Below are 17,581 nucleotides of genomic sequence, written 5' to 3'. Positions count from 1 at the left end.
CAAGGAATAATAAAAAAATTATGTCAAGCAATAATCAGAGTAATCTCACTATTCAAGACGCCAAAAAGATTCTCAATAAATTTAACTGTGTAGACATTCCTCCCAACCTCAAGCCATCAGAAAAAACCTTAACTTGTCAAGCTTTAGTTTTGCTAGCTAAGATTTCTGATTACCAAATATTAGGTATTTGTGCTGAAACGTCAGAGGAAGGAATACTAGCGATGAAAACATATTCCTATGCTTTTGGTTATGAACCACCAAGCAATTTACCTGAGATTGAAGGTCCAGTTTACATTAAATTAAACGGCAAAAATGGTATATGCCATCTGGATTCTTACTCAGGACATCATCGGGGTGTATTAGTTTCTTGCCAGTCTTACTCTCAAAGTGGAATTAACGAAATGTACGGGCATTTGCCCCTTGATTTATTTGTTTAATACTAGGATAGGCATTGCTCACCTTTGACCATAGCACACTCTATAATTGTAACTGAAGATACACGCATAGAGACGCTGATAAAATAGATAATTATCTGCGTTTATCAGTGTTTGTCTGCAGTTCAAATCTCAAACTTAAATTGATATGAGTCTTATCACCCTACAATCTGTTAAAAAAGATTTTGGTATCAAGGAAGTCTTGAAAGATGCTAGCTTTAGCTTGGATGCTACTGATAAGGTTGGCTTAATTGGTACTAACGGTTCTGGGAAATCAACTTTATTAAAAATGATTGCCGGATTAGAACCGATTGACAGTGGTCAAGTTTTAGCAAATTCAGGAGCTAAAATTGTATACTTGCCTCAGCAGCCAGATTTAGATGAACATCGCACAGTCTTAGAGCAGGTTTTCGCTGACAGCGGCGAACAAATGGAATTGGTGCGTGAGTACGAGGAAATTTCTGATAAATTAGCTCATACACCAGAAGATAAACAACTGATGGCGCGTTTTTCTTCTGTAATGCAGCGTATGGACTCAGTTGGTGCATGGGAACTGGAAACAAATGCTAAAATCATTCTTTCAAAGTTAGGAATTACAGATTTTCATGCTGTTGTTGGGACTTTATCTGGTGGTTATCGCAAGCGCATTGCTTTAGCTACAGCCTTGCTGTCAGAACCAGAGTTGTTGTTGATGGATGAACCGACAAACCATCTCGATGCTAATTCTGTTGAGTGGTTACAAAGTTATTTAAATCGCTATCGTGGCGCACTCTTTCTTATTACTCACGACCGCTACTTTTTGGATAAGGTAACCAATCGTATTATCGAAATCGACCGAGGAGACATTTATACCTACACAGGTAACTATTCATATTATTTAGAAAAGAAAGCATTAGCAGAAGAATCTGCTATTAGTAGTCAACGCAAACATCAAGGTGTTTTGCGGCGTGAGTTAGAATGGCTAAAACGAGGACCAAAAGCTCGCAGTACGAAACAAAAAGCGAGAATTGAACGGGTTCACGGTATGCAGGAAACTGAGTTTAAACAAGCTCAGGGTAAAGTTGATATTTCTACACCCAGTCGTCGCATTGGCAAAAAAGTTATTGAGCTAAATAATACATCTAAAGCTTATAACGGACGTAGTTTAATTAAGGATTTTACCTACGAGTTTAGTCCAGAAGACCGTATTGGTATTATCGGTTCTAATGGCGCTGGTAAGTCTACGTTACTAGATATGATCACAGAACGTGTTCATCCAGATTCAGGAAGTGTAGAAATTGGTGGTACAATTCACATTGGTTATTTTAACCAGCATTCCGAAGAATTACAATCAGCGTTGAATGAGAATCAGCGAGTGATTGATTACATTAAAGAAGAAGGAGAATTTGTCAAAATTGCCGATGGAACAAGAATTACTGCTTCCCAAATGTTAGAGCGTTTTCTGTTTCCTGGTAATCAACAGTATGCCCCAATTCATAAACTATCTGGTGGTGAAAAACGGCGTTTATTTCTGTTGCGGGTTTTGATGAGTGCGCCGAATGTTTTAATATTAGATGAACCCACGAATGATTTAGATGTACAGACATTAGCCGTACTGGAAGAATATTTAGAAGAATTTTCCGGTTGTGTGATTGTCGTTTCCCACGATCGCTATTTTCTAGACCGCACTGTAGATACGATTTTTGCCTTTGAAGAAGGTGGAAAAATCCGACAATATCCGGGAAATTATTCAGTTTATCTAGATTATAAACAAGCAGAAGAAGCACAACAGCAACAGATAAGTAACACTAAAGAAAAGCCAAAAAATACAGAGACGTTACAGACAACATCTGCCAAAGAAACCGAAACGAAAAAACGGCGTAGATTATCTAATTGGCAAAAGCGAGAATTTGAGCAGTTGGAAGGTAAAATTGCCAAGATGGAAGTCGAAAAAGCAGAAGCAGAAAAAGCAATGGCGAATGTTCCTCCTGGTAACTACTCTCAAGTACAAAAACTGTATGAACAGGTGGAAACCCTGAAGGAAGAAATTGATCAGGCGACTGAACGTTGGATGGAATTAGCTGAGATTGAATCTTAATTGTATATTTTAGAAACAGACTAACAATGAACCTGACCTGCAAACAACTCTTACAAAACCATACTCAAACTTGGCACGAAGCAACTGTGCATCCCTTTCTTGAGCAGTGTAAATTAGGAACAATTCACTCCCAGCAATTTAACACATGGCTTGTACAAGATTATCTGTTCGTTGTCGATTTCACACGCATGGTGGGACGAGTGTTGGCGATCGCACCCCCAGATCATTTTGATGTTATACTAGCAGGACTCGCAGCACTGAAAGATGAACTCAATTGGTTTAAAGAAAAAGCAGCCCAACGAGAGCTTAATCTCGACGTAGCAAAACAACCAACCTGCATACAATATTGTGAATATATGCACACTCTTGCTACAATGCCTTATCCAGTACAAGCAACTGCATTTTGGGCAATTGAATTAGCATACAATCAAGGTTGGCAATTGCCTGGAGTCATGGTTGAACCATACACAGAGTTTGCAGACAGATGGGGAAATGCAGGTTTTACTGAATATGTAAAACTTTTAGAACATCAAGCTGATGAGGTGTTGCAAACAGCTTCAGAAAATATTCACCAGCAAGCACAAGAAGCTTTTTTAAGAGTAGCAACATTCGAGAAAGATTTTTGGCAGATGGCTTTCAATGCAGCACAGTAGAGAGAAAGCTGCATGTGTTATCTTCTAGGGCTTATACCTTACAACTCCCTGTCGCGACAATATAGGATCTGCACAATCAACATTCCCTGTCCAGTTTTTACAAGGTTCTCTTACTTCTGAAAGACCTTCAACAATGCGAACATGAAAACCATCTTCTGTTGGATAAACTTTATACAAAAGCGGTTTTTCGTGACGCTTAGCAATGAGTGCAGCTGCTAGGGCTGGTGTTGTACAAATCATTGCTTTTTTATTTAAAGGTATATAATAATCTATGAAAAAATCACGATCCTCAGAATCATTAGTCCAGCCTCTACCTACTTCAGTTGTCGCCCAAAATAAACATCTCGGATCAGGCTTCACATCAGAACCTAACCGTCTTTGTACATCAACTTTCGCAATAGTATAAGGAATTTCTACCTGTGCTTCCTTTTGAATTTCTAATCTTTTTAGTACAAAATCAATTTCGACAAATTTTACTCTCACAACTTTAGCGAAAAAGCTGAAGCAGAATAGTGAAATAATGCCAAACAAGATTACTATTATTAGTACACGACCTTTCATTTGATACGGTTTGATTATTCCTTTCATAGTGACTGTAATAACAAACTCTGTAATTACCTAACTTTACGAATCATACTGATTCTTACCCGGATGAATTTTTACATAAGTATCAATACAGTTCACTTAAGGGTTGATCCTCCCTACCCCTCCTTAAAAAGGAGGGAACTAAGCCCCCTTTTTAACTCTGTTGGGGGATCTTAAATACGACTAACAGCAACTGTATTGACATAAATATCTGCTAATATAGCAATCCTAAATCATTCGTAAAATTCTCTCTTTTCTCTTTTCTTGGCGTCCTATGCGCTAAGGCGCACGCTACGCTAAGGCGACTTGGCGGTTCGTTCAAAAAATAATTTTTACAACTCATTTAGGATTGCTATATGTTAGAGCTATAACTAACACACTACTGATGATAGCAAAGCTTTTCAGTAGCTGCACAAAAGAACTAGCCAAGAAAGATTTGAAAAATCGATAAGATTACAAAATTTTGATGATTATGCTCCATACTCCTACTCAAAACTTGCGTAGTTGCGCTATTCAGTTTTTAGAACAAAATCCCCAACAGCGTCTAGAAATTCTTAAGCAACTTGGAATAGCCCGCTATGATTTTTTAACCAAGATGTGCCTTAATGAAGCCAATATAGCCTGTGTCATGCGGTTTTTGAAAAATCCCAGTCAGCTGAAATTCCCTAATTTAATGGCAGCAGACTTATCTTACTTGATTTTAGATGAAGTCAACTTTATCCGTGGTAATTTATCAAGTGCAAACCTACGAGGAAGTACTTTCGTGAATGCAGACCTCATATTTGCCAATTTTACAAACGCAGATTTGAGAAATGCTAATTTGAACGGTGCTACTCTGAATGAAACTATATGGTTAAGTGCTCTTATAGAAGAGTGTGAGTTTGGAGAAGGAATTGGATTGACAAAAATTCAGCGCCAAGATTTACGGCTTCGCGGTGCTATATTCAAGTATTTGGAAGAAGATGATTAAAATAACGAAGTACAAAGGTATAAAAGAAGTAAAGAAAGTTTTTGAAATTGTAAATAAATAGGAAAAATTAATGAATAATTCGATGAAACTACCCCAAAAATTAATGTTGCTAGGTTCTGGAGAACTAGGCAAAGAGTTTGTTATTGCTGCTAAACGGTTTGGCAATTATGTGATTGCTGTTGACCGCTATGCTAATGCTCCAGCTATGCAAGTTGCTGACTGTTCGGAAGTTATTTCTATGCTAAGTGCTGATGATTTGGAAGCAGTGGTTAGCAAATATCAGCCTGATTTCATCATACCAGAAATTGAAGCAATTAGAACAGAAAAACTTTTGGAATTTGAGCACCGAGGAATTACAGTTATACCAACTGCAGCCGCGACTAACTATACAATGAACCGAGACAGAATCAGAGAACTAGCACATAAAGAATTAGGTATTCGCACTGCTAAGTATGGTTATGCGACAACTTTAGAAGAGTCGGTTGCAGTTTCTGATGAAATTGGGTTTGCTAATGTAGTAAAACCTGTGATGTCATCTTCTGGCAAAGGGCAATCTGTAGTTAAAGAAAAGAGTGAGGTTGAGAAGGCGTGGAATTATGCGATCGCCAATTCCAGAGGTGACAGTCAAAAGGTGATTGTCGAGGAATTCATTGATTTTGAGATAGAAATTACTTTACTAACAATTAAGCAGTGGAATGCACCGACAATTTTTTGTTCTCCTATCGGACATCGGCAAGAAAGAGGAGATTATCAAGAATCTTGGCAACCAGCAGAAGTTTCAGAACAAATGATTCTTGAAGCCCAAGAAATCGCTACAAAAGTCACCGATGCATTAGGAGGGGCAGGAATCTTTGGTGTTGAGTTTTTTGTCACTAAGGACGAAGTCATTTTTTCGGAACTTTCCCCTAGACCTCATGATACAGGAATGGTGACATTAATTTCGCAAAATCTTAACGAATTTGAATTACACTTGAGAGCGATTTTAGGATTGCCAATTCCTCATATAGAACAGTTGGGTTATTCAGCGAGTGCTGTTATTTTAGCTACGGAAAAATCAGATTTTATTGCTTATACAGGTGTAGCCGAAGCGCTATCAGAAAAAGATGTGGACATTAAGCTATTTGGTAAACCTAATGCCCATCCTTATCGCCGAATGGGAGTCGCTTTGGCTAAAGGAAGTGATATTCAAGAGGCTCGCGAAAAGGCGAATAGAGCTGCAAGTAAAATCAAATTAAAATACCAACCCTAATTCATCTTTCGGTCTGCTCTGTTTGGATTGTACTTTAGCGCTGGTACCCCTCCGTCGTCATGAAATGTGGGGGTTGACTTGGGATTGCTTCAGCCTCCTGGTCCCTTTGGATCGCGGCTTCCACCTACCACTTGGTCGGGTAAATCTGATTTGAAAAATTTAAGTATCTGCCCAAAGTTTTCCACGCCATTGAGTTCTTCAACAGCAGACTCCTCATTTACTTCGCCTTCAATTGCTACTGTTGCAAAACTGGCTTCAGGAAAAATGTCAATGTTTCCGACTCTGCCAAATTTTCTCAAAAGCTCTCTTAAATTTGCCTCAGTTACTTCAGAAGGAAGATTACCAACTAGTAAAGTCATATTTTTCTCCAAAAAAGTTACACAAAAAGATCATCAAAACTGCAACAATAGCGTAGGATTTACGCATTGAAGAAAGTTTGATTATGTAGAATGAAGCTCTATCAAAAAAGCTGAAGGTTAGTTTAGCTAACAGAGCTTTGCCTCTACACTCTTTATTAGGTGTAAGCAGAATTAACTTATGCACTAAGGAGAGAAAAATGCGGAAAATGTAATCATGTTGCTTGAAGCTATTGAGGTTTAACCCCACTACAGAAACGGCGAGCCTCCTGTAAAGGAGCCGTGCTAACGTTCTGGTGCACCTGTACATTCGTTCTCAGATAATCCTTGACCCAATCGCAAGCGTAGCTCACGACTTTATCTGTATCTAGAACACGATCCAAATTCCACAGAATCACTGTCTTGTCGTCACTCGTTGAAGCAAGTGTCTTACCGTCAGGACTGAACGCCACTCTCCAAACCATCGCCCTATGAGCGTTGAGGGTAGTCAGCAAAGTACCATCTCGTTTCCAGAATTTTACCGTTGTGTCGTCACTAGCTGAAGCAATCATTTTGCCGTCGGGGCTGAACGCTACTCCCCGAACTCCGCTATTGTGACCTTTGTTAGCGTAGCGTTCCGTAGGAAGGGTAGTCAGCAAAGTGCCATCTCGCTTCCACAGTTTCACCGTTTTATCTTCACTCCCCGTAGCAATTGTCTGACTGTCCGGACTGAACGCTACTCCGAAAACTCCGCTATTGTGACCTTTGTTAGCGTAGCGTTCCGTAGGAAGGGTGGTCAGCAAGGTACCATCTGGCTTCCAAAGCTTTACCGTTTTATCTCGACTTGCTGAGGCAATTGTCTGACCATCTGGGCTAAACGTTACTCCCCAAACTTCATCATCATGTCTCAAGGTAGTTAGCAAAGTGCCCCTATGCCCAAAGGGCACGCTACGCGAACGGGGTTCGCCAGAGCCGGTACGAGGGATACCCTCCTGTAGCGCTGACTCACCATCTAGCTTCTGTAGTTTTACCGTTTTGTCGTCACTTGCTGAGGCAATGATCTTACCATCCGGGCTAAACGCAACTGCGTTAACCGCATCACTATGATTCTTAAGGGTAGTCAACAAAGTGCCGTCTCGCTTCCAGAGTTTGATTGTCTTGTCGCTACTTGCCGAGGCAATTGTTTGACCGTCAGGACTGAACGTTACTGCCCAAACTCCAGCCTTATGTCCCTTTAAAGTCGTCAGCAGAGTGCCGTCGCTAGCTCTCCAGAGTTTCACCGTGTTGTCGTCACCTGCTGTGGCAATTATCTCACCCTTGGGGCTGAACGCGACTCCATAAACCCCACCACTATGACCATTCAGCTTGGTCAGCAAGATATTATCGCGCTTCCAGAGTTTGACTATTTTGTCGCTAGTTGCCGAAGCAATTGTCTTACCATCTGGGCTGAACGCTACCCCCCAAATAGTATCGCTATTTCCAGAAAGGGTAGTCAGCAAAGTGCCATCCCGTTTCCACAGTTTGACTGTCTTGTCCCAACCAGCCGAGGCGATTGTATCACTATCAGGACTGAACGCAACTCCGTAAACTCTATCGCTATGTCCTGAAAGGGTAGTCAGTAAAGTGCCATCCCGTTTCCAGAGTTTGACTGTTTTGTCCCAACTTGCTGTAGCAATCAGTTGACCATCTGGGCTGAACGCGACTGCATTCACTTTATCGCTATGTCCAATGAGAGTGTTAACCAAAGTACCATCAAGCTTCCACAGTTTGACTGTATTGTCCCAACTTGCTGAGGCAATCACTTGACCAAACCCCTGCGGGGACGCTACGCGAACAGGACTAAAAGCGACTCCGTAAACTGTAGCACCATGCCCCTTGAGAGTAGTCAGCAAATTACCATCGCTAGTTTTCCAGAGTTTGACTGTCTTATCCACACTTGCTGTGGCAATGATATTACCTTGAGGACTGAACGCAACTCCGTAAACTCTATCACTATGTCCTTTGAGAGTAGTAACCAAAGTACCATCGCTGGCTTTCCAGAGTTTGACTGTCTTATCCCCACTTGTTGTGGCAATGATATTACTTTGAGGACTGAACGCAACTCCATAAACTTTATCACTATGTCCAACGAGAGTGTTAAGCAAAGTACCATCTTGCTTCCAGAGTTTGACTGTTTTGTCACTACTTGCTGTGGCTATGAGCTGACCATTGGGGCTGAAGGCGACTGCGTTAACTTTATCGCCATGCCCTATCAGGCGGTTATGTTCAACCACCGTATAAGTTGCCTGTTTTAGAGCTGATTCAAGCCGATCCTGGATATTTGCATCTACCGTACCTATTGTTTTTAATTTCTCCTTCGCTGTAATTGCTTGTATAAGCGCATCCAATCTGTTATTCGAGGCAAACAATGCTTCAGAAGATTTGGTCACAGCTTGGATCTCGCTGACGCTTGCTTTATGGGATTGCCACCACGCTACCCCAGCCAGCATTAAAGCTCCCACTAAGCCACCTGTGAGTCCTAAGATAGTAAGTTGGCGTCTACGCTTTTGCTTATTTAGCTCGTTATCCCGCAATGCTAAAGAAAGCTGTATGAAATGTCTCTCCCCTGTACTCAGTTCGTCTATGCGTTTGCTCTGCCAGTATTCTGCATCGGAGAGTGGCTTTCCACGCAGTAGTGCTCCTTCATCTCTACCGCTACTTTCCCATTGACGAATTGCCGATCGCAACTGCTCTTGCCAATAGCGAAATTCACCATCAACTTGTATCCACCCCTCTAGGCGTCCCCAGCTTCTAATCAGCGCCTCATGCACGATTTCCACCGTTTCTTCACCCGATAACTCGTTGCGGTTGGTTACCACAAGACGTGCATCAGCTAAGCGCCTCACCAAATCCCAGTTTTCTGACTTCACCTCATCACGAGTTGCCAATCTCCGCGTAGCCTCGATTCCTTCCCCCAAACCCACTAACTGCATGAACACTTGCTGCGCCCGACTTCGGTCTGCTTCATCAAGCTGAGCATACACTGCTTCGGCGTGGATAGCCAAAGCCTCCTCGACACCGCCAATCTCCTCGTAGCCTGCATGAGTCAACCACCCATCTGTCTGTTTTGACCACAGTTGTGTTAAAGCAAACTCCAGCAATGGTAAACGTCCTGACTGCTCCCCAACATCATTAATTAGTTTTTTTGTCAACTCCTTTTCTAGTCTCACCTGCATTTGTGCCGCTGGCTGTTCAATCGCCGATCGCAATTCTTCACGGTTCATTGGACCAAGATTGAGGACTGCTCCTTGCAATGCATCACTAAAAGGTCTGTAAGAAAGGGCATATCCGTAAAAATCAGCCCTTAAGGTCATAACTAAAGTAAATGCTGGAGCTAACCGAACTGCATGGAGTAATGCATCTAAGAAACCTTGGCGTTCTTCTTGTGAGCAAAGAGTGTAGAGTTCTTCAAATTGGTCTGCTATTATAACCAGACGAGTTTTCGGGTTTTGCCGGACAAAACCTTCAATAATTTTGTATAAAACTTTGTGATCTTGTTGCAGTGCTATTTCTAGTTCTAATTCAATCAGGCGACGACCAGTTAATTTAGGATATAGATTGTTATTTAAATTACCTTTTTGAAGACACTGAAGCAATAAAGCCTCGCCAACGCTAGAAGTCAATGCTCCTGCTAAGGCGTCAAAAGGATTATGACCTGGACGAAATGAGACAATCTGCCAGTCAGTATATGAGTCCTGGCGTAACTGAGCAACCAACCCAGCAAACACCACACTCGACTTACCACTTCCACTCGGACCTACCACCGCCACCAACGGCTTTCTTTTGCTCGCCGTCACCAAGTTGTGTGTAAAATGTTCCCGCCCAAAAAACAGGTGAGCATCTTCCTCGCGAAAAGCAAATAACCCACGATAAGGACACGGAGGAACTCCGCCTAAATTTAGCCAACTCGGCGGTTCCACGGCTGGATTTTGACAAATCACAGGTAACCAAGAAGCACCCGGAAAATCATCTTCCAAACCTTGCAACTTTCTGCGTGCTTGTTGAACTGCTAAATATAAAGACAGTCGTTGAATTGCAAAAGATTCTAAAAAATACTTAAAAAATTCCTGTGCTACTAGATTTGGCACTGGCTCCCGCATGACAATCACTGTCGGAATACTCAATTTTTCCAGCGCATTAGCCAATCCTAACCCATCACAGGAGTTGAATAGTGCTAGTTGTAACCCATTATCAATCGCAGCTTTGAGAGCTTCTTCTAACTGTTCAATTGTTAAGCTGTTATTAGTTTTATTATCATTAATATAAATTTTGCCTGTTGCACCTTCTGTTTGACTATGACCCGCAAAAAAAAGGATGTCCCAGCCATCATTTTGCCAAAGAAGATTGTTAAATTCTTGACGAGAGGGGTTGACAATAAAAATTATTTCTGCATCTTCTAAACTATTAAGAAACTTGATTTCTTTGTCTAAATCGATACCTTGGCTATTACCTAAAATTGCTAAAATTCTAACTTTCTTTCTATGTAATTTTAATTTTGATAATTCCCGAGATTTATACTCTGTTTGGGAAAGCGCCATTTCTGCTCTGGGATAATCATTAAAGAAGTCCCAACGATGCCAAGGTAATCGCCGTATTAAGTTATCATCGGTTTCAATAATGACGCGAATTTCTTCTGTGGGTTGTAGTTGCGATCGCAGTTGCCGTTCTATATTCAGAAATCCACTAGACTTGAGCCACTCGTTAATCTTTTCCTGTAATTTTTGGCACACATCGTCAAAACTGACAACGGAAACATTTGTGAGGCCGTCTTCGTCAATTTCCAGTTCGTCATCTTCTTCAATCAATGAAGAACGCAACTGTTGGCGACCACAGATATTTTTATAATTTGACTGCCAATTATGTAATAATTGTACTAAAAATGGTGTTGGGGGTAAGCTACCAATAAATTGCTGTCCAAGGGATTTTCCTGATGACCATAATCGAGCAGTAACATTTGGGAATCCGTTGTTTAAATCACCGCTTCCTAAGTTAATAACAACTGATTTACTCATGGAGAAGACTTCTGTTTTTTATTTGCGGCTATGCTCTTTGCTACACACTCAATCAGTTTTTTTTCCTATCTTCACATTAAAGATAAGAATTATGAATCAATCTATTTCATTTCGCAATCGTAAGTTCTCCTACTGTAGTAGAGAATAATTTTTTTCATGATTTAGAAATTCAGTTGTTATGAGATCAATCGTTACTTGTCTAGTCTATAAGCAAATTGTCATCTTGTTCAATCTCTTGTATGATATTCTCAGATTGAACTAACGTAGAATCTTTTAAGAGTTGTGAAGTTTGATAGTAATTAGCTTGATATTTGCTGGCATCCTCATGACTGACATTTTGTATCTACCAAATTAACATGTCAATTAGATGACTAAGAGTCAGGGCTGCCATTCGTGAGATTTCGAGTAAAGTAAAAACAAAGGACGTAATTTTCTGGCGCGAATTTTAAATTGTTCACAGTTTGTACGGATGAATGCAAAATATAAGAGCACTGACACATAATTAGTATTGTTTAGGGAGCGCCAAAAGTGAGCCAGTGCTCGACTCGGGTTTCATAGACTATAGCAACTGGGTAATCCGTAAGGTAAAAAAGCCAGAAAGTTAATCCGTATATGCTTTTTTATACACATAAAGCTACAGGAATAAAGTAGTAGCATTTTTGGCTGAGTATATATTAGAAAATTTAAATGAAGTTTAACGAATCAATGTTAATAGCTGTAAAAGTTTACACTTTTTTGCTCGAATGTCTCAGACACCTATGAATAGGTTGGTAGTTTTAAATTTGGGTCAAGGAAATTTATATGAAGGTTTTCCCGTTGTCACAGCATATATTGGGGAAGAAGAGAATATCTATCGAATGAAATTTAGTGCTAGCTTGCCCGCAGCACCAGAAATTCCTGAACTTTATCGCAATTGGAAATCACTTTATTCTGCTTTTTATTACCGTCCGTTTTTACGTCTTGGTGTCGAGGAAATTGACGACATTGACGATACATTTGAAATTGAAGAAGATAGCGTTACTAACATTTCTGAAGTAGAGATTCACGAATTATGCAAGCAAGTCTACAACTGTTTAAACCGATGGCTCAATTCGGTAGAATTTCGCAAAATTGAACAACAATTACGCACACATTTCCAACCATCTGAGGAGATTCGCTTCATTGTAGAAACAAATGACAGTGTATTGCGACGATTACCCTGGCATCTGTGGAATTTCTTTGACGATTACCCTCTTGCAGAAGTTGCCTTAAGTGCGTCCGAGTATCAAAAGCGACAAAAAAGTCAAATAAATCTAAAGTCTACAATTAGAATACTAGCAATATTTGGTAACACTCAAGAAATTGATATTAGTCAGGATAGAATTTTTTTAGAGATTTTACTAACGGGTGCAGAAATTAAATTTTTAGTAGAGCCAACGTTAGACGAGTTTAATAACCAGCTATGGCAACAAAATTGGGATATTCTTTTTTTTGCGGGCCATAGTTCTTGCACTCAAGAAAAAGGTTCCCTACAACTCAATCATAAAGACATAATTACTCTTGACCAATTAAAGTATGGTTTGAAGCAAGCTATCAGTCGTGGATTATATTTGGCGATTTTTAACTCTTGTGATGGTTTGGGGTTGGCACAGCAGCTACAGGAATTACATATTCCTCAAGTTATTGTCATGCGTGAGCCAGTACCGAACGTCATCGCTCAAGAATTTTTAAAGTATTTTCTTACTGAATTTTCACAGGGAGAGTCTTTGTATACTGCGGTACGTTCTGCACGAGAAAGACTCCAAGGATTAGAAGGAGAATATCCCTGCGCCACTTGGTTACCCGTGATTTGCCAAAATCCTGCTGAACCGCCGATGGTTTGGAATCGAGGGGTAGGCTCTTCAGTAGCGATTTCAGAAACTAAACAAGGTTCTGCATCCGATAAAACCTATTCTTTTTCCAGAACAATAAAGCAGAATCTCTTAGATAGACATCGCTTAATTCTTGCAGCCAAGCGTCTCTCTACCCTTCTGCTAGCAAGTGTTCTAGTAGCCAGCAGTATTATGGGGGTGCGTCATTTGGGGATGCTACAACCTTGGGAACTACATTCTTATGACTATTTAATGCATCTGCGATCGCCTAATGAAAAGCCAGACCCGCGTTTATTAATAGTTACTATTGATGAAGCGGATATTCAGTATCAAATCAACAAAAAAATGAATATGCGTTGGTCATTATCAGACCAAGCACTCAGTCAACTCTTGCAAAAACTGAAGCAATATCAACCAGCAACTATTGGTATAGATATTTATCGTGATTTCCCCGTTGATCCTAATTATCCACAATTAAGCGAAGTCTTGCAGCAAGACAAGCGCATATTTACAGTGTGCAAAGTTTCTGCTCCTAATGATGGTGCACCTGATGGGACTCCTGCTTCTCCTAAAGTCTCAAAAGAACGCATTAGTTTTAGTGATTTTGTGGCTGACACAGATGGAGTTCTTCGTCGCCAACTTGTCCAATTAACCCCTCCTTTAAAATCTCCTTGTGCAGCACAATATGCTTTGAGCTTTCAGCTAGCACAGCACTACTTAAATGCACAAGGTATGAAATGGGATATTAATCCCGAGAAAAATTTGCAAATAGGAAGCACTGTTTTTCGGCGCTTACAATCGCATACAAGCGGCTACCAAGGAGTGGATGCATCAGGATATCAAATCCTGCTCAATTATCGTTCTTTACCCTCTCTGCTTAACATTGCGGAAAAAATCTCTCTCAAAGAACTTCTGAATGAGGAGATTGTTCCTGAGTTATTGCACAAGTCAGTGAAGAATCGCATCGTTCTGATTGGCGTCATCGCCTCCAGTTCTCCTGATGATTGGGAAACTCCATACACTGCTAACGCCCCAGATGAAGAAAAGCAAACCTCAGGCGTATTTTTACAAGCGCACATGGTCAGCCATATTCTCAGTGCTGTTTTGGATGGTAGACCTCTGATGTGGTGGTGGTCGCAATGGTTGGAAGCCTTGTGGGTATGGGGTTGGTCATTGGTGGGTGGTATTATATCTTGGCGAATTTTACAGCCACTTCATATAGGATTAGCGATCGCCATAGCGCTGTTGATACTTTTTGGTATCTGCTTTGGTATATTTACTCAAGCGGGGTGGATTCCACTCGTCCCCTCAACATTAGCATTAGTGTCTTGTGCGGTTGTGTTGAAGATACTAGCGTCCACTCATGCTAGCAACAGCAAAAAACGTTGGAACTCTCGAATATGAGCAAAAATCAGTTACTTCAAAGACACTATCAACTAGCTTGTAGTATCCTTTTGCTAAGTCTTGGGCTTATGAATAACCCACTACAAGTGCAAGCAAACCCAGAACAATCATTCCAGAATAAAATCACTCACACACCAAACCTTTTTGCCCAGAAATTTCCTGATAACGGTGACCCCAAAGGTCGTCGGCGAGGAGGGACAAGTCGTCGTGATGGATGTCCAAGCTTGAAAAAACCTGTGACTGCTATAGTACCTGGTGAAGAAAAAAATAACAAATCGTTCTTGGGAACAACAGTTGCTGAGTATCCAACATTTTGGGTTTATCTGCCTGAATTACCCACAAACTTGAGTTCTGGGGAGTTTGTCCTTCAGGATGAACAAGGTCATGATATTTATCGAACTCCTCTAACATTGCCACCAAAAGCAGGCATTATAGGTGTTAGCTTACCGCCAAATTCACAATATGCTCTCAAGCAAAACTTAAAATATCACTGGTTCTTCCGAGTTTATTGTGGTGATCCGCAAAAAAAACCTGAGTACTTTTTTGTGGACGCATGGCTGGAACGAGTGGCGCTAACTCCCCAGCTTCAGCAGCAATTAAAGAGTGCAAAATCAGAGGAGTATAAGATCTATGCTGCTAATAATCTTTGGTACGACACGATTACAAATTTAGCAGAACTCCGCCGCACTCGTTCGGACACTGATACGTTAGCTAAAGATTGGACGAGCTTGTTTAAAGCTGTTGACTTGGAAGAACTTGCAGGAGCGCCGATTGTACAACGTTACAGTCCGCAATAATAACGATTTGAGAAACTCAGTTTTTTTTAATCGGTTTAATACAACGCTTTTGAGGTAGATAGACAACGGGCTTGAGGCTGTCTTTTGCCCTGATCCTACGAAAATCTGTGATTAAATTATAGCGGTTGCCAGGTAGATTAAGACATGAACTCATGAAAAAATATGGAGATTACGAGACTTTCAAACTTTTTGACGAGTTAAGCATTTCTTCGCTGTTAAGCATTCCCTGTTAAGCGTTCCCTAGCTTCTATTAGAAGCTATACATTCATTTTTTTTATTAATTATTTGTTGTTTGGTGAGTGGAGCGATCGCTCCACCCACCAAACTAACCCAAGTTGCGAGTTCTGCTGAAGTGTGATCACCAAAGCGCTCACCTCCCATCTCTCACAACAATCCCCGATAATGAATAAAAACCAAAATAACCGCCCACGATCCCAACGCGACTTTTACTGCGACTAAGATGTTGAGCAGGGGGATAACCCCGCCGCTGAAAAGTGCGCCTAACTCTCCATGGGGTAGTTCCACTCCAGCCAGCGTTACAACCGACAGGACAATGAAAACAAGAACCGAAACCTTCTCCCATGTAGCGGCGTTCCAGCGCTTGTAGATCGCCTGCATCCACTCCGTTGATGAGGTAATCGCAACAAGTCCGATCGCCGTTCCACCAGCCACCCCAGCCGCAAAACCACCGCCCGGACTCAGATGTCCCCGAATCGCCAGCTCAATACCTACCAACGCCGCAATAGTCGCTCCCAGACGCGCCATCACAATGGAGGGTTGATCGGTGAACTGATAAATCGCGCAGAACGGTCTTTCATTCGCCAGCAGAAAATGGGCACCCATTACCGCAATCGTGAATACCACCACTTCAAAGATAGTGTCAAACAGCCGATTCCTAAGAATTATAGCCGTAACCGCATTGGGTACCCCACTATCTTGTACAACCGCTTCGACGATAGAAGAAATATGCGATGAATCCCCTTCCGGATTGGGTACGAGCAGCATTTTGACGAACAGCGCTATCCCCGCTGCAAGGTAAACCCATTTCATTTATGTTCCTCCCCTGAGTCTGGTACATTTACATAGGTCAGGATTATCCCTGGTGACGAAAGTTCGGTTCGCATGATGTCATAAATGCGTCGGACTCTGATCGCGGTATGTAATGGTTCCTTGTCGGTCTCATACGCTGCGTCGTCTGGGTTATCGTGTTCTGATGGCGAGCGGGGGGCACAGGTCGCATGGACTTCTTTGTCCATCAGCGCTCGATGTAAGGTTTGTGTATTCGTGTACGGGACTAGCTCAAGACGCATATAGCGTTTGCCGAAAATTGTTCGTAAGTCATCTATGAGTTGCCCAAAACGGCGTTTGGCTTTGTCGTCTTGTACAGAATCTGTTGCTGTATTTTTTAGCACTCCAAGACGCATGACTAGGGATGAACGCACGGCGATCGCATACAGCGTAATCGCCAGCAGGGTACCCATCAATGCTTGGGTCAAAGCAACATCCGCCGCCCCCAAAACCGCATATATCAATGTCGCCACCGCTCCCAGTATTCCCTGGATGACTAGGGCATGGTATGGATTGACCTGAAGTACCACCATCAACGCAGACAACGGCAGCAGGGCGGTTATGACATAGATATCGTTATCATTCATAGTTACCCCCACTACTAGAACAGTATGCCAATACATACCCCAGGACTGTATTCCAGATTGCCAAGGAGATGAGGCCGAGGATAAGCAGCGGCCATTCGTTCGGTCTCTTCAGGAGCAGCCCGATGATGATACTCATCGATCCAAGAGTATCTGCAACTGAAAGACTATGCAGCTTAAATAATACCGATCGCTTGCCGAGTAAGGGAAAGGTTCCCCAAAACCAGAAGAAGATTCCGACACCTATACAGATATAACTAAGCACGTTAATCATACTTCATTGATTCGTTTAAGGACTTGTGCCAACAACATTAATCCGGCATTACCTACGCTCAGGATGATTACCCCTGTAACACCGATCATCCAATCATCCCGCAAGACGGATACAACCAAAATCATGATTGATGTCTTGCTCGCGATACTTGAAAATGCCAACATCGTCTGCCAGATATCATCATCCTTCCAAGCCTCGTAGAAGGGTATGAGTAGAGCCAGAATCATTGCAATTAGTATCAGGTTCATAC

General features: G+C 41.6%; 15 protein-coding genes. 7 read left to right on the top strand and 8 right to left on the bottom strand.

The features are described 5' to 3' along the window. Window positions 1-20 precede the first annotated feature (20 nt). The 3 genes from AC5590_RS22475 (at window position 21) to AC5590_RS22465 (ending at window position 3,164) form a co-directional block, all read left to right on the top strand. Window positions 21-437 (top strand): DUF1824 family protein, encoded by a 417-nt coding sequence (locus tag AC5590_RS22475; protein WP_169265628.1) that lies wholly within the window; start codon window positions 21-23, stop codon window positions 435-437. A gap of 145 nt (window positions 438-582) precedes the next feature. Continuing rightward, entirely contained in the window at window positions 583-2,511 is a 1,929-nt protein-coding gene (locus AC5590_RS22470; protein ID WP_169265627.1) for an ABC-F family ATP-binding cassette domain-containing protein, read from the top strand. Between the two features lie 26 nt (window positions 2,512-2,537). Beyond that, complete coding sequence (locus AC5590_RS22465) at window positions 2,538-3,164, top strand: TenA family protein (RefSeq protein WP_169265626.1); 627 nt, start codon at window positions 2,538-2,540, stop codon at window positions 3,162-3,164. Window positions 3,165-3,188: 24 nt separating this feature from the next. On the opposite strand, the gene AC5590_RS22460 is transcribed toward AC5590_RS22465, so the two are convergent. Further along, entirely contained in the window at window positions 3,189-3,752 is a 564-nt protein-coding gene (locus AC5590_RS22460) for a hypothetical protein (RefSeq protein WP_169265625.1), read from the bottom strand. A 469-nt stretch (window positions 3,753-4,221) separates the two neighbouring features. Between AC5590_RS22460 and AC5590_RS22455 the strand changes: the two genes are divergently transcribed. Beyond that, window positions 4,222-4,719, top strand: coding sequence for a pentapeptide repeat-containing protein (locus tag AC5590_RS22455; RefSeq protein WP_171976570.1), 498 nt, complete (start codon window positions 4,222-4,224; stop codon window positions 4,717-4,719). Window positions 4,720-4,789: 70 nt separating this feature from the next. Continuing rightward, the gene (purT, locus tag AC5590_RS22450) at window positions 4,790-5,968 is read left to right on the top strand and encodes a formate-dependent phosphoribosylglycinamide formyltransferase (protein WP_169265624.1); all 1,179 of its coding nucleotides are present in this window, start codon (window positions 4,790-4,792) and stop codon (window positions 5,966-5,968) included. 89 nt (window positions 5,969-6,057) lie between these two features. Here the strand turns inward: purT and AC5590_RS22445 are convergent, their stop codons facing one another. Then, a complete protein-coding gene (locus AC5590_RS22445; RefSeq protein ID WP_169265623.1) occupies window positions 6,058-6,327 on the bottom strand; it encodes an RNA-binding protein in 270 nt (89 codons plus the stop codon). Between the two features lie 227 nt (window positions 6,328-6,554). Next, a complete protein-coding gene (locus tag AC5590_RS22440) occupies window positions 6,555-11,354 on the bottom strand; it encodes an nSTAND1 domain-containing NTPase (RefSeq protein WP_169265622.1) in 4,800 nt (1,599 codons plus the stop codon). Window positions 11,355-12,097: 743 nt separating this feature from the next. Between AC5590_RS22440 and AC5590_RS22435 the strand changes: the two genes are divergently transcribed. After that, window positions 12,098-14,608 carry a CHASE2 domain-containing protein gene (locus AC5590_RS22435; protein WP_248277249.1) on the top strand — a complete coding sequence of 837 codons (2,511 nt, stop codon included), beginning with the start codon at window positions 12,098-12,100 and terminating at the stop codon, window positions 14,606-14,608. A gap of 68 nt (window positions 14,609-14,676) precedes the next feature. After that, a complete protein-coding gene (locus tag AC5590_RS22430; protein WP_248277248.1) occupies window positions 14,677-15,405 on the top strand; it encodes a DUF928 domain-containing protein in 729 nt (242 codons plus the stop codon). 240 nt (window positions 15,406-15,645) lie between these two features. Here the strand turns inward: AC5590_RS22430 and AC5590_RS22425 are convergent, their stop codons facing one another. From AC5590_RS22425 to AC5590_RS22405, 5 genes are read right to left on the bottom strand one after another with little or no spacing between them, the layout of a single operon-like run. Beyond that, entirely contained in the window at window positions 15,646-15,786 is a 141-nt protein-coding gene (locus tag AC5590_RS22425; protein WP_169265620.1) for a hypothetical protein, read from the bottom strand. Between the two features lie 3 nt (window positions 15,787-15,789). Beyond that, window positions 15,790-16,455, bottom strand: coding sequence for a Na(+)/H(+) antiporter subunit B (locus tag AC5590_RS22420; protein WP_169265619.1), 666 nt, complete (start codon window positions 16,453-16,455; stop codon window positions 15,790-15,792). Further along, window positions 16,452-17,060, bottom strand: a complete 609-nt coding sequence (locus tag AC5590_RS22415) for a DUF4040 domain-containing protein (protein WP_169265637.1) — start codon at window positions 17,058-17,060, stop codon at window positions 16,452-16,454. The genes AC5590_RS22420 and AC5590_RS22415 overlap by 4 nt, the downstream gene beginning before the upstream one ends. Beyond that, window positions 17,053-17,331, bottom strand: coding sequence for a monovalent cation/H(+) antiporter subunit G (locus AC5590_RS22410; RefSeq protein WP_169265618.1), 279 nt, complete (start codon window positions 17,329-17,331; stop codon window positions 17,053-17,055). Before AC5590_RS22410 ends, AC5590_RS22415 begins: the two co-directional genes overlap by 8 nt. Continuing rightward, window positions 17,328-17,579: a hypothetical protein gene (locus tag AC5590_RS22405; RefSeq protein ID WP_169265617.1), complete on the bottom strand. Its 252-nt coding sequence runs from the start codon at window positions 17,577-17,579 to the stop codon at window positions 17,328-17,330. The genes AC5590_RS22410 and AC5590_RS22405 overlap by 4 nt, the downstream gene beginning before the upstream one ends. Window positions 17,580-17,581 lie beyond the last annotated feature (2 nt).

Origin of the sequence: Brasilonema octagenarum UFV-OR1 (genome assembly GCF_963888615.1) — a bacterium.
Lineage (GTDB): Bacteria > Cyanobacteriota > Cyanobacteriia > Cyanobacteriales > Nostocaceae > Brasilonema > Brasilonema sennae.
Note: the sequence above shows the minus strand (reverse complement) of the source record. Positions and strands in the feature narration are given on the sequence as shown.

What these genes read in the sequence shown, in the direction of transcription:
- AC5590_RS22455 (WP_171976570.1), top strand. Translation starts at nt 4,222, where the DNA reads ATGCTCCATACTCCTACTCAAAACTTGCGTAGTTGCGCTATTCAGTTT.
- AC5590_RS22415 (WP_169265637.1), bottom strand. Translation starts at nt 17,060, where the DNA reads ATGAATGATAACGATATCTATGTCATAACCGCCCTGCTGCCGTTGTCT.
- AC5590_RS22465 (WP_169265626.1), top strand. Translation starts at nt 2,538, where the DNA reads ATGAACCTGACCTGCAAACAACTCTTACAAAACCATACTCAAACTTGG.
- purT (WP_169265624.1), top strand. Translation starts at nt 4,790, where the DNA reads ATGAATAATTCGATGAAACTACCCCAAAAATTAATGTTGCTAGGTTCT.
- AC5590_RS22430 (WP_248277248.1), top strand. Translation starts at nt 14,677, where the DNA reads ATGAATAACCCACTACAAGTGCAAGCAAACCCAGAACAATCATTCCAG.
- AC5590_RS22435 (WP_248277249.1), top strand. Translation starts at nt 12,098, where the DNA reads ATGTCTCAGACACCTATGAATAGGTTGGTAGTTTTAAATTTGGGTCAA.
- AC5590_RS22410 (WP_169265618.1), bottom strand. Translation starts at nt 17,331, where the DNA reads ATGATTAACGTGCTTAGTTATATCTGTATAGGTGTCGGAATCTTCTTC.
- AC5590_RS22470 (WP_169265627.1), top strand. Translation starts at nt 583, where the DNA reads ATGAGTCTTATCACCCTACAATCTGTTAAAAAAGATTTTGGTATCAAG.
- AC5590_RS22405 (WP_169265617.1), bottom strand. Translation starts at nt 17,579, where the DNA reads ATGAACCTGATACTAATTGCAATGATTCTGGCTCTACTCATACCCTTC.
- AC5590_RS22460 (WP_169265625.1), bottom strand. Translation starts at nt 3,752, where the DNA reads ATGAAAGGAATAATCAAACCGTATCAAATGAAAGGTCGTGTACTAATA.
- AC5590_RS22445 (WP_169265623.1), bottom strand. Translation starts at nt 6,327, where the DNA reads ATGACTTTACTAGTTGGTAATCTTCCTTCTGAAGTAACTGAGGCAAAT.
- AC5590_RS22440 (WP_169265622.1), bottom strand. Translation starts at nt 11,354, where the DNA reads ATGAGTAAATCAGTTGTTATTAACTTAGGAAGCGGTGATTTAAACAAC.
- AC5590_RS22420 (WP_169265619.1), bottom strand. Translation starts at nt 16,455, where the DNA reads ATGAAATGGGTTTACCTTGCAGCGGGGATAGCGCTGTTCGTCAAAATG.
- AC5590_RS22475 (WP_169265628.1), top strand. Translation starts at nt 21, where the DNA reads ATGTCAAGCAATAATCAGAGTAATCTCACTATTCAAGACGCCAAAAAG.
- AC5590_RS22425 (WP_169265620.1), bottom strand. Translation starts at nt 15,786, where the DNA reads ATGGGAGGTGAGCGCTTTGGTGATCACACTTCAGCAGAACTCGCAACT.